The 11,590-nt window shown below is 46.9% G+C and carries 11 protein-coding genes; 10 read left to right on the forward strand and 1 reads right to left on the reverse strand.

The annotated features are described in order from the left end of the window. Positions 1 to 196: 196 nt before the first annotated feature. The 9 genes from MKY52_RS14260 to MKY52_RS14300 all read left to right on the forward strand — a co-directional run bounded on the left by MKY52_RS14260 (position 197) and on the right by MKY52_RS14300 (position 9,067). On the forward strand, positions 197 to 1,660 hold the full coding sequence (locus tag MKY52_RS14260) for a glycosyltransferase family 4 protein (RefSeq protein ID WP_341051889.1): 1,464 nt from the start codon (positions 197 to 199) through the stop codon (positions 1,658 to 1,660). 433 nt (positions 1,661 to 2,093) lie between these two features. Beyond that, entirely contained in the window at positions 2,094 to 3,188 is a 1,095-nt protein-coding gene (gene wecB / locus MKY52_RS14265) for a non-hydrolyzing UDP-N-acetylglucosamine 2-epimerase (RefSeq protein WP_341051890.1), read from the forward strand. Beyond that, positions 3,178 to 4,164, forward strand: coding sequence for a polysaccharide biosynthesis protein (locus MKY52_RS14270; protein WP_076285977.1), 987 nt, complete (start codon positions 3,178 to 3,180; stop codon positions 4,162 to 4,164). The genes wecB and MKY52_RS14270 overlap by 11 nt, the downstream gene beginning before the upstream one ends. Further along, positions 4,161 to 5,000 (forward strand): dTDP-4-dehydrorhamnose reductase family protein, encoded by an 840-nt coding sequence (locus MKY52_RS14275; RefSeq protein WP_341051891.1) that lies wholly within the window; start codon positions 4,161 to 4,163, stop codon positions 4,998 to 5,000. The genes MKY52_RS14270 and MKY52_RS14275 overlap by 4 nt, the downstream gene beginning before the upstream one ends. Further along, positions 4,997 to 5,980 (forward strand): NAD-dependent epimerase/dehydratase family protein, encoded by a 984-nt coding sequence (locus tag MKY52_RS14280; RefSeq protein ID WP_341051892.1) that lies wholly within the window; start codon positions 4,997 to 4,999, stop codon positions 5,978 to 5,980. Before MKY52_RS14275 ends, MKY52_RS14280 begins: the two co-directional genes overlap by 4 nt. Continuing rightward, positions 5,977 to 6,693, forward strand: coding sequence for a glycosyltransferase (locus tag MKY52_RS14285; protein WP_341051894.1), 717 nt, complete (start codon positions 5,977 to 5,979; stop codon positions 6,691 to 6,693). The genes MKY52_RS14280 and MKY52_RS14285 overlap by 4 nt, the downstream gene beginning before the upstream one ends. A 7-nt stretch (positions 6,694 to 6,700) precedes the next feature. After that, positions 6,701 to 7,276, forward strand: coding sequence for a class I SAM-dependent methyltransferase (locus MKY52_RS14290; protein ID WP_341051895.1), 576 nt, complete (start codon positions 6,701 to 6,703; stop codon positions 7,274 to 7,276). Between the two features lie 31 nt (positions 7,277 to 7,307). After that, complete coding sequence (locus tag MKY52_RS14295; protein WP_341051896.1) at positions 7,308 to 8,030, forward strand: glycosyltransferase; 723 nt, start codon at positions 7,308 to 7,310, stop codon at positions 8,028 to 8,030. After that, positions 8,027 to 9,067, forward strand: coding sequence for a glycosyltransferase family 4 protein (locus MKY52_RS14300; RefSeq protein ID WP_341051897.1), 1,041 nt, complete (start codon positions 8,027 to 8,029; stop codon positions 9,065 to 9,067). Before MKY52_RS14295 ends, MKY52_RS14300 begins: the two co-directional genes overlap by 4 nt. 66 nt (positions 9,068 to 9,133) lie before the next feature. On the opposite strand, the gene MKY52_RS14305 is transcribed toward MKY52_RS14300, so the two are convergent. Then, a complete protein-coding gene (locus MKY52_RS14305) occupies positions 9,134 to 10,204 on the reverse strand; it encodes a glycosyltransferase family 4 protein (RefSeq protein ID WP_341051898.1) in 1,071 nt (356 codons plus the stop codon). 201 nt (positions 10,205 to 10,405) lie between these two features. Here MKY52_RS14305 and MKY52_RS14310 point away from each other — a divergent pair, with 201 nt between their 5' ends. Then, complete coding sequence (locus MKY52_RS14310) at positions 10,406 to 11,509, forward strand: YhcN/YlaJ family sporulation lipoprotein (RefSeq protein ID WP_341051900.1); 1,104 nt, start codon at positions 10,406 to 10,408, stop codon at positions 11,507 to 11,509. The last annotated feature ends 81 nt before the right edge of the window (positions 11,510 to 11,590 follow it).

The following is an 11,590-nucleotide window of genomic DNA, read 5'->3' on the forward strand; positions in this document are numbered from 1 at the left end:
ACTTCGTAAAACTAAGCGAATGCTTCCGAAGCGAGTTTTACTGCGAAGTAAGAAACTTGAGCAACGCTTCGTAAAACTAAGTGGATGCTTTCGAAGCGAGTTTTACTACGGAGTAAGAAACTTGAGCAACGCTTCGTAAAACTTTTAGGGAGGTGAATGGCTGCTCCAGGCCCTCGTTAGGGAGCGCCGAAACGCCATGGCTGATAAAGCTACAATCGTCCTCTTTTCACATGTATCTAATACACGCAGTATTACCGGAGCGGAGAAGCTGTTGTTGTTTTTCGCTCAGGAACTTTCTCCGTACTTTAATTGTATTCTCGTTGCACCTCAGGACGGCAAGCTGACTGCTCAGGCTCGAAGCTTCGGAATAAGTGTACAACTGCTCTCGATTCCTCTTTTATACGGAATGTATACTCCTTATGCAGGGCTCGAGGCAGATGCTCGTAAATTCCAGGAAGGCAGGGAGTATCACGAATTAACAGACTGGCTAACCTCTCTCCGCCCGGCGTTTATTATTACAAGTACCTGTGTGCATGCTTTGCCAGCAATGGCTGCCAAGTCACTTGGCATTCCGGTGGTATGGAAAATATCAGAGACGATAACAGACAATGAATATACACCCATTAGTGTAGATCTGATTCATCGGAATAGTGATGAGATTCTGGCTATTTCACAGACGGTAACAGCTTGCTTTCCAGAGGAAGTCAGAGCGGAGAAAGTGATCCAGCTTCCGCCTTCTTGGAATGACAAAGAAATGATGATTGAGGCTTGGAGTAAGCTTCGGGGCGAACGACGGCGAGAGCTAAAGATTAAACCGCAGGAGCAGCTGGTCGGTTATATTTCTTCCTTTATTAATAAGGAAAAAGGATTGGAACATTTTGTGAAAATGGCTGTGCTTGTGTACGCAGTCCATCCTAGTGCGAAATTTGTTGTCATAGGTTCAGCTGGTGACAAAAGCTACTATGATCGCTGTGTCCGCAAGGTAAAGCTTGAGGGACTGTATACCCGATTTAAATTTGTTGGTTATGCTGAATGCCTTCCATCTGCTTATTGCGCTATGGATGTGCTGGTTGTTCCCAGTCTGGTCCGCGAAGGCTTTGGAATGACTGCTTTGGAAGGAATGGCTTTTGGAAAACCCGTAGTCGCTTACGACTCCGGGGGCTTGCGGGAAATCCTGTACGCAGCAGGCTGCGGCGAAAATCTCGTGCCCGCGTCGGACATTTCCGCGCTGGCCGAAAGAGTCAACGTCATGCTGGGGCAGCCGGGGCTGGCGATAACCATAGGCGCCCAAGCGCGGGAGCGCGTCGACGCCGTTTATGGTCCGGCGGCTTATCGGAGCCGCCTGCAGGGTCTTGCGGAGTTGTGGAGCCTCCGCTATTGCAGCGCACCGCCGGTGCGCGAGGCTGAAAGCGTGGTGGAACCACCCGCTGTCCTGCCTGAATTGCCCGCTGCGTCGCCGGCTTTGCCGCGAAGCAAGGGCCTGCCGAGCCGCGTCGCCCGCAAGCGACGCGGCAAAGCCCGGGCGCGCCGGCGAAGCGGGCGCCCGTTGGTTTTACGCCGCGCTGCTCGCAAGCGGCGTAAGGGTTCTGCCCGGCGGCGGAGCACCGCCGGGGGCAAGCGCCGCCGAGCCCGCCGGGGTGGGCGGCGGCGCGCTGCGTAAGTGCCTCGCTTGCCGCGAAGGTGGCAAGCTGAGCGGAAAGAGGGGCATTTACGCTCCAGATTATCGCGAATTCGGCTAAACGTGCAAAAAGAGGGGTATAAATGCCCCAGATTGTCGCGAATTCGGCTAAACGAGCAAAAAGAGGGGTATAAATGCCCCAGATTGCCGCAAATTCGGCTAAAAGAGCGAAAAGAGGGGTATAAATGCCCCAGATTGCCGCGATTCCGACCGAAACCGCCAAATAAACGGTGAAAATCCCGTAGATTGCCGCGAATCCGACCGAAACCGCCAAATAAACGGTAAAAATCCCGCAGATTGTCTCAATCTACTATTCTACCAATCCTGCTAAAAGCCCAAACCGCGCTTCTAGCAGTCTCAGTCCACCCGACTGAGCCAAGTCAGACCATCATCAAACAGGCAGGGGAGTGAACTCATGAAGATCATGACGATTTTAGGCACGAGGCCTGAAATCATCCGCCTCAGTGTTATCATTCCGCTTCTCGACGAACATGCTGAGCGGCACATCCTGGTGCATACCGGCCAGAACTTCACCGCCAGTCTCAGCGGCATTTTCTTTGCAGAGCTGGGACTGCGGGCGCCGGATTATGTGCTGCAGGATAAGCAAGCAGGACTCGGCGGCCAGCTTGCCGCCATGTTCGGAGGGCTAGAGAGCATTTTACAGAAAGAACAACCAGACCGTGTCTTACTTCTGGGGGATACGAATAGCGCGTTATGCGCGATTTTGGCCGAACGAATGGGTATTCCGGTGGTGCATATGGAGGCAGGCAACCGTTGCTATGACCTAAAAGTGCCCGAAGAGAAAAACCGCCGTGTCATAGATGCCGTTTCGACCATTAATATGCCATATACACAGCAGAGCAAAAGACATCTAATCAGCGAAGGCTTCCCAAGCAGACGTATTGTGTTAACAGGAAATCCGATTCATGAGGTCATGACTCATTTTGAATCGAAAATCCAGGCTAGCAGCATTCTGGAGCAGCTGAATCTTACCTCAGGGCAGTATTTCCTTGTAACAGCACATCGTGCAGAGAATGTAGATGATCCAGAGTCCCTTGTACAAATTATGTCAGGTCTTAACGCAGTGGCTGAGCATTTTGGAATTCGTTTAATATGCAGCATTCATCCTCGCACTCGCTCCAAACTAACTGAGCAATTTTCTCTTCCAATGAACCCTCTCGTTGAATTTCATGAGCCCTTCGGATTTTTTGATTTTGTTTATTTGGAACAGCACGCCTTGTGTGCCATCACCGACAGTGGGACCGTACAGGAGGAATGCTGCTTGATGAAAGTACCAACCGTTACGATTCGCAGAACAACAGAGCGTCCCGAAACGGTAGATTGCGGAAGTAACGTGGTGTCAGGTGTTGACCAGAAAAGTATTCTACGTAGCGTCAAGCTGATGGCGGCGCTCCGTCGGGATTGGGAGGCTCCGGAAGGTTACTTGACTCCGGATGTTTCGGTAAAGGTAGTTAAATTTTTGCTTGGAGGGAACCTGCATGTTCAATAATAAACGGATTGTGGTCACAGGCGGCACCGGTTCCTGGGGGCATGAGCTGATTAGGCAACTTCTGCCGCAAAATCCTAAGGAAATCATCGTATTCTCCCGCAGTGAGTCCGCTCAGGTGGCGATGAGCCGGGAGTTCGAGGATCAACGACTCAGCTTTATCATTGGCGATATCCGTGACAAGGATGCGCTGGTCGCCGCGTGCCGTGGCGTTGATTATATTTTCCATTTGGCGGCACTCAAACATGTTCCGGTCTGTGAAGATCAGCCCTATGAAGCGCTCAAAACCAATGTTGTAGGCACTCAGAATGTGATCGAAGCAGCCATTGTGAATGGCGTCGAGAAAGCCATTTACATTTCTACGGATAAGGCTGCAAACCCGTCGAACTTCTATGGAATGACCAAAGCGATTGGGGAAAAATTGTTCGTTTATGCCAATCTAATTGGCTCAAACACCCGTTTTGTAACCGTACGTGGAGGTAATGTGCTCGGAACGAACGGCAGCGTAGTACATTTGTTCATGAAGCAGATCAAGGACAAGGGACAGGTACGTATTACCGATATGAAAATGACCCGCTTCTTTTTCACACTACGCGATGCGATTACGCTGTTATTTAAAGCTTCTGAGGTTAGCTTAGGTGGAGAAATCTTTGTCATGACGATGCCTACTTGCCGGATTATCGACCTGGCTGAGGTGTTAATCGAGGCCTCTGGAGAGCCGAATGTAAGTATTATCGAGACCGGAATTCGTCCGGGGGAGAAAATACACGAGATTCTAATGAGCGATTTCGAAAGCTTAACAACCGTTGTCTACGATGAACAGTATCTAGTAATTCTCCCTACGCTGAACATGCCAGAGTTAAAGGCACATTACAGCGCTTATCCTCATGTCTCTTTTAATAGTTTCAGCTCCGAGACGAATCTAATGGATCAGGAAGAGATCAAAAGCATCTTGATTCGAGGAGGTTTCCTGCAATGAAGCTGCTTATCCTTGGTGGAAACGGTATGGCGGGGCATATGCTGGCGGATTATTTTCGCCGCCAGGGCAAGCATCACGTCTTCCATACAACCCGGGATAAGAGCGATCTTGGCGGGCTGTATGTAGATGCGAACGATATAGCCGGAGTAGAGAAGCTGGTCGATATCGTCTCCCCTCATTGCATCATTAATGCGATGGGGGTACTCAATCAATTCGCAGAACGTGACAAAATAGGGGCTTACCACGTGAATGGCTTTCTTCCTCACCACTTGTGGCGGATGGCGGAAGCTGTTCATGCAAGACTTATTCATATCAGTACTGACTGCGTGTTTGAAGGAACACGCGGGGGGTACACAGAAGAGGATGTTCCTGATGGAACCTCTGCCTATGCGATTTCGAAAAGTCTTGGCGAGGTGCGGCAACCTGGGCATCTTACGATCCGGACTTCGATTATTGGTCCGGAAATCCGCCAGGACGGCATTGGTTTGATGGATTGGTTTCTGGCACAGCGTGGTCAAGTGTCAGGATACCGCAGGGTGATGTGGAACGGAGTAACTACACTCCAATTAGCTAAGGCAATGGATACGCTGCTGGATTCCACGGTATCGGGGCTGATCCATTTAGCGCATCCGAAGCCGGTAAGCAAATATGAGCTGCTTCAGCATATTCAGGCTGCATTTCATAAAGAGGATGTGGAAATCATCCCTGAGGATGAACATGTTCAAGATCGAACATTAGTGAATACAAGAACGGATGTTGATTTGCCGTTGCCTTCGTACCCATTGATGCTGCAAGAACTGGCTGACTGGATGAAACAGTCAGAGATGTCCCCATGAAAGGTCAAAAACTACTGATTACCGGGGCGGCCGGATTCACCGGTCGACATGCCATTCATTTGTTCTTGGCAGGAGGCGCTGAGGTTACCGCTGTGGTGCGTCCGCCATCCACAGCGGGTGCCCTGTCTTCCGCTTTGTTTCCAGAAGGAGTGAAGGTTTACTACTGTGATTTAAGCAATCGGAAGGCTGTAGCTGAGATGATCAAGGAAACTACACCGGAGGCTGTCCTTCATTTGGCAGGAAACAACTCGGTGCCCGAGTCTTGGCGTAACCCTTTGCTCTTTATGGAGACGAATGTGATGGCTACTTTATATTTGCTAGAAGCCATGCGAAGTCTACCTACCAGTCGAATTCTTGTAGCAGGCTCGCGACTTAAATTCAAACCGGGTGTGGCGGCAGGACCCCCACACCCATATAGCCTCAGCAAAACAATAGAAGAGCTGGTGTCTCTGTCTTGGGGGACGCTGTTTAAACAACCCGTTCTGCTGGCTGAGCCCTGCAACCTAATCGGTCCCGGTCCTTCTACTGGTTTCTGCTCATTATTGGCACAGCATATTGTTCGTAGTGAAGTGCATGCAGGCGAAGAAATCCCTCCCTTTAAACTTTCTTCTCGCTATGCATTACGTGATTTTCTGGATGTACGCGATGCTGTAAGAGCTTATGATTTTATATTGCGCGAGGGAACTAATGGAACCATTTATCGAATTGATTCAGGGACACAGCGGCAACTTGGGGATATTGCGGAGCAGCTGATAAGCTGCTCCAGTGCCTCAATTCCGATGGACTGGGGACCAGAACAAGCTGCTCTCTCTATTCCGGTTAACGGAGTGGCGGGGGATAAACTAATAACTTCAGATGCCTCTGCAACACCTGAAGAAAATGTAACTTCATTAGGCTGGAAGCCGGGAATTGAGTTTAGCCAGTCCTTAACAGATATTTTGGACTATTGCCGCGTGAACTGGGAAGGACGGATGTTATGAGACCGAAAGTATCGGTAGTGATTCCTTTTTATAACTGCCCTTATATAGAGCATGCCTTGCAAAGTGTGCTTTCACAGTCTTGGGAACCTTACGAGATCATCGTCGTCGATGACGGCTCGACCGTTCACACAGATCTGATTAGACCGTATTTTCCGCGAATTCATTATTTAGGGAAAAGTAACGGAGGAACCGCCTCTGCACTGAATCACGGCATCTTGCATGCAAGCGGAGACTATGTGGCCTGGCTCAGCTCAGATGACTTATTCTATCGAGACAAAATCAATAATCAGGTGCTGTTCATGGAGCAGAACCATTTGTTGATCTCCTATACCAACTTCAATTTTATTAACGGTCAATCTCAACTAGTTCAGATGAACGCATCGCTATTGTTTCCTAGTCACCTCGATTATTTACGTTGCTTTTTACAGGGGAACCCAATTAATGGCTGCACGGTGATGTTCAAACGAGAGGTATTTGGAGCGATTGGGCTTTTTGATGAATCACTTCCCTATACACATGACTATGATTTATGGTACCGCGCGATTCTGAACGGGTATGCACCTGTGATGCTGAATCAGTCACTCACCGCTTACCGTAATCATGAAGGGATGGGGACGCTTAAATATTACGATGTCATTATGGCAGAGGCAGCTGCAACCAACGCTCGCTACAAGGGTCCGCTCCAACACTTGATCTCTTCGATGGGGGGGTAAGAAGGTTATGTATCGGGAAATTGAAGTGAATGACTTTCTACCAATCTTATTGGAGCAGTTGAAATTCTGTGAAAGTATACTGGATATCGGCAGCGGCACCGGTACCCTGCTTGAACGGTATGAAGCCGCAGTTGTCCTAGGACTAGAAATTCACAGACCTTACCTACTGCATCGTGAATATAAATCACCTCACATTATTCCAGTGCATGGGGATGCTAGTCATATGGATAAATTATTTCTTCCTAAGACGTTCTCGGCAGTCACTTTTATCGATTCCATAGAACACTTTGAAAGGAAAGAAGGACAGAGATTACTCGGAATGGCCGAGAGAATCGCCTATAATCGTGTAGTTGTGTTTACACCTCGGGGTTTTTTTCCTCAGGAGGGAATGGACCATTATCACTTGCAAGGAGAACATTATCAAAAGCATCGGAGCGGATGGGAGCCGGAGGACTTCATGGAGCTGGGGTATGCTGTAACTGTACTTAAAGGCTTTCATCATGCTCAAAACCCATCATTTCGTGAGGCGTATGGTGAAGACCATGCTCCGGTAGATGCCTTATTGGCTTGCAAAACAGTGTAAAGAGCGAGCTTCAGGTGAAGGAGGTGAGCGCATGAGTGAAGAACCTAAAGTGTCAGTGATCATTCCTTTTTATAACTGTCCATATGTGGATCTCGCCATTCAAAGCGTCTTGGAACAAAGTTATTCGAACATAGAGATCATTGTAATCGATGATGGATCTACTCTTTGGATGGAGAAGCTTGAGCCCTTCAGGGATAAGATTATTTATATACGAAAAAGCAATGGAGGAACCGCCTCCGCGCTAAACAAAGGGATAGGAGTAGCTACCGGAACTTATTTTGCCTGGCTAAGTGCTGACGATTTATTTCATCCGAATAAAATCAATCACCAGATGCAAATGCTCAAGGGCACAGATACTTTGTTTAATTATACAGCCTATTATTATGTAAACGAGCAGGGTGAGCGGATTTCAGAGACGATAAGTATGATTTTTGACAGCAGGGCACAGTTTATTGAGACCATGATGTTAGGCTGTCCGGTGAATGGAAGTACGGTTCTTCTCCATATGGATATCTTCCGCACAGTAGGGAAATTTAATGAGAAATTGTTGTATACTCAAGATTATGATCTATGGTTGCGTATTTTGCCGTATTATACATGGTCTTATATAGAGGAACCGCTGCTTGATTACCGAGTTCATAACGAAATGGGCTCAGTGATTCACAAAGAGGAGCAAAAAAAGGAGATTGAGCAGGTACAAGCAAGACATCGCCGGGTTCTATCACGCTTGTTGCAAAAGGAGAGAGGGAAATGAAATTAATATTTCCTGTTCTAACTCTAACTAGGGGCGGGGCGCAGCGTATGCTCACGGAGCTGGCTAATCGTCTGACAGAAATGGGTCATGAAGTGACGATCCTCTTACCCAGTGATGGTGTCGTAGAATACGAGATGAAATGTAAACTGATCTATGCAAAAGAAGGAGAACTGGCAGCAAGCGATTTTCCAGCAGGAGATGTGATTATCTCCAACTTCTATACCACAGTCGAGGTATCACAGAGGGCAAGTGAAGAGGGGAAAGGCATTCATGTTCGATTGGCGCTTTGTTATGAGCCTACCTTTTTACCTGACAATAGCCGTTCTTTTTCATCGTATAATATTGCATCTAACCTACTGGTTCTATCACACTGGCAACAAGGAATTGTCCAGATGAACCATGGGATTAAAGGGAGAATCGTACCGATCGGGGTAGGTCCTGTTTTTAAAAATACGAAAATCCGTGATCGTAATAAAAGGCTGGTAATTTCCGCGATTATGCGCAAACCAGAGGGCGGATTCTCAGCTCACCGTGAGCAGGATTATTTACTTCAGCAATTAAACAAGGTTAAAGCCCACCATCCAGAGGTTGAAATATATTTAATTTCTCCTCCCGAAGAACAAGCGGAGTCTGCAACGCTACAAGCCCTAGTGAACGACGAACGTTACCAAATAAGAACTCCAGCGAATGATACAGAACTCTGTTTCCACTATAGTGAGAGCGACATTTTTGTAAGTTCGAGTACGTTTGATACAGGTTCGTTACCAGGGATCGAGGCTATGCGTTGTGGTGCAGCGCTCGTTACGGTTTACGCCGGTGGGAATAAGGAATATTGTACACATGGTCATAACTGTTTAATGTCCTACCGGTTTCAGAATCGGCTTGCAGATGACATTATAACCTTAATCAGAGATCCGTCTTTACGCCAACGATTGGCTCGTAAGGGTGAAGAGGTTTCACAGGATTTCACTTGGGAAAAAAGTACACGAATATTTCAAAATATGTTATTTGAGATTGTATCAAGGAATCCATCTTAGTATGTCCCAGAATTATAAAAGAACCTTCAAATCCACAAAAAAAGTGGTTTGAAGGTTCTTTTGCAGTTAGAAGATGGCAAAGGAGTTCATCATTTCACGAAAAGACTGCGCATATTTTTCCGTACCGTAACGTGAAACCATATAATTTCTTCCTTGCTGGCGGAGTGCATTTCGCATTGGCATATTGTTCATTAGCTCTAGCCCTTCATTGACGGCCGTTTGGATGTTGCCAAGAGGATAAAATTTACCTGAAATATTATGCACAATAAAAGATCTAACGCCGTCGGAATCCGTGCTAAGTACGGGACAAGTGCAGCAAATGGCTTCCGCAACGGCATATCCAAATCCCTCTGTAACTGAGGTGGATAACAGAAACCCACCAGAATTGGCTATCGAGGAATAATAAATCGGCATCACATGATTTGGAATATTGGTAAAGGTACTCAGACGGTCATTCAGACCTAAGGTTTGCAATTCTTCTTGGAAGAGCTGCTTTTGATCCTCTGTGGCTAATTCAGGATCATGAAACATCCATAAATGAAGGTTTGGTTTGTGAAGGCGAATTTGATGGGCAATTCTCAAATATTCGCGCCAATTTTTGTTGCTTTCCAGACGCCCGACCCAAGCGATGACCGGATCATCGGGAGGCTCAGCAGGGATGTGCTGAAAGGACTGAACATCAACAATATTGGGAATGACATACCGATGTAGCCATGGACAGATTTCAATAAACAGCTCCAGTAAATGATCCGTTGGTGGGATTAAGACAGCGTTACAGTAGGAGCGGAAATAAGGAATAGCGTCTTTGATTAGATCTTCCGCATGACTCCGTTTTCCAAGTCCTTGAGATTCGTATATCAAAATACCGCCATAACCGAGCTCACGCAGACGCTTAAGCAATAAATAATCGGATGTAACAATAATGGCATCATAGTTATGTGTCTCAAGTACTTCTTTAATCTCCTCATCTATAGAGGAAATGAAGACCGGAAAGTTAGCCTTATTCTGGCTTCCTGAACCAGGCATTAGATATAAAACATGACATTCGATCCCATTACGCTGGAGACTCTCGCACCGCAGCTTATTTAAAGTCTCCACCCCGCCACTCGGTATATAAAACGTGAATAAAACTTTCATGCACGTGCCTCCTGACTTTTGCGGAGCAATGCCGACTCGTTAAAATACGGCTTACTGTTTATAAGATACGCCGATGTGCATTCGCAGGTGACGGTAAACAGACATAGTTCCAAATCCTTTCAGGATAGCTTGTTCTTCGGAAGGTCATGCTAACGACTGTTACGCTGCACACATACAACAATAGAGATGGAGGATGAATTCATGATGCGATCCAAGATCAGCATGTCAGTCTCAGCCGCATTACTTATAGGCTTGGTGAGTATTACAGGGTGTGGGACGAACACGGCAGGAAAGACTAATGTGCAAACTAATAGTGTCCGGGGGGTAAATGACGGACGTATCGGTGTAAACTCCGTGCGCGGAGGAACAATGGGTACGCATAATATTACTAAAATGGAGGTCAGTCAGGAGCTTGCTGATCGTATTGCTGCTATGCCTGAAGTTCGCACTGCGAACGTAATGCTTGCGGGTAAAAATGCGTATGTCGCCGTAACGTTACATGATACAACTACTGGTCTTCGGGCCAAGGGTACTACATCTTATCGAGCCAAATCGTCGACAGTTCCTCACAATTATGGACCGACTGGAGTAATGTCGGGTACAGGAAGAGTGAAAATAGGACGCGATGGAATGAATGATACAGGGGCCGTAACGAATGGAACGAACGGAGCTCTGAGAGGCACTGTGAATACAGTCCCTGGTACAACCAGCACTGGACCTGCAACACTTGGCATGGGTACTCACAGAAATGGAACAACCGGAATGGGAAGTCTGGGAACAGGTACAGGAACGACTGGGACAAGAACTCATACTTATAATAATGGACCTCTGCTGAATAGCAACGGTTCGAAACATGATGTCAATATGGGAATGGGTATTGGTAACGGAATGGGCATGGGAACCAGAAATACAACCGGAACCGGGACCGGAATGACAGATGGCTTGGGGACTGGGATGGGTATTCGCAGTACCACTCCAAACTACACCAATAGTACGCATGGTACGAATTACAGAAGTAATTCCACACACATGAACAGTACTCATTCGACTCACATGAACAGTACAAATAACACTATGAATATGAAAGAAACAGATACAGTAACTAAAGAAATTAAAGCGAAAATCGCTGCTGAAGTTAAAAAACATGATGCAACGATTAAGGATGTATATGTATCAGCAAACCCAGACTTTGTAGAGCGTGTTAACGTTTATGCAGAAGAGGCCCGTGCGGGTCATCCAATCAAGGGTTTTGTGGATGAATTCCGAACGATGGTTGAGCGAATTTTCCCGACGCGTAATTATTAATCAATAGTTCGATTTTATAAACAATAAAAAGCAACAGTCCTCACCTTTGTGGCGAGAATTGTTGCTTTTTTATTATATAAC

Origin of the sequence: Paenibacillus sp. FSL P4-0184, assembly GCF_038004625.1 — a bacterium.
GTDB lineage: Bacteria > Bacillota > Bacilli > Paenibacillales > Paenibacillaceae > Paenibacillus_AQ.

Bases quoted from the DNA above. Each gene is read 5' to 3' on its own strand.
- MKY52_RS14260 (WP_341051889.1), top strand. From the start codon at position 197: ATGGCTGATAAAGCTACAATCGTCCTCTTTTCACATGTATCTAATACA.
- wecB (WP_341051890.1), top strand. From the start codon at position 2,094: ATGAAGATCATGACGATTTTAGGCACGAGGCCTGAAATCATCCGCCTC.
- MKY52_RS14270 (WP_076285977.1), top strand. From the start codon at position 3,178: ATGTTCAATAATAAACGGATTGTGGTCACAGGCGGCACCGGTTCCTGG.
- MKY52_RS14275 (WP_341051891.1), top strand. From the start codon at position 4,161: ATGAAGCTGCTTATCCTTGGTGGAAACGGTATGGCGGGGCATATGCTG.
- MKY52_RS14280 (WP_341051892.1), top strand. From the start codon at position 4,997: ATGAAAGGTCAAAAACTACTGATTACCGGGGCGGCCGGATTCACCGGT.
- MKY52_RS14285 (WP_341051894.1), top strand. From the start codon at position 5,977: ATGAGACCGAAAGTATCGGTAGTGATTCCTTTTTATAACTGCCCTTAT.
- MKY52_RS14290 (WP_341051895.1), top strand. From the start codon at position 6,701: ATGTATCGGGAAATTGAAGTGAATGACTTTCTACCAATCTTATTGGAG.
- MKY52_RS14295 (WP_341051896.1), top strand. From the start codon at position 7,308: ATGAGTGAAGAACCTAAAGTGTCAGTGATCATTCCTTTTTATAACTGT.
- MKY52_RS14300 (WP_341051897.1), top strand. From the start codon at position 8,027: ATGAAATTAATATTTCCTGTTCTAACTCTAACTAGGGGCGGGGCGCAG.
- MKY52_RS14305 (WP_341051898.1), bottom strand. From the start codon at position 10,204: ATGAAAGTTTTATTCACGTTTTATATACCGAGTGGCGGGGTGGAGACT.
- MKY52_RS14310 (WP_341051900.1), top strand. From the start codon at position 10,406: ATGATGCGATCCAAGATCAGCATGTCAGTCTCAGCCGCATTACTTATA.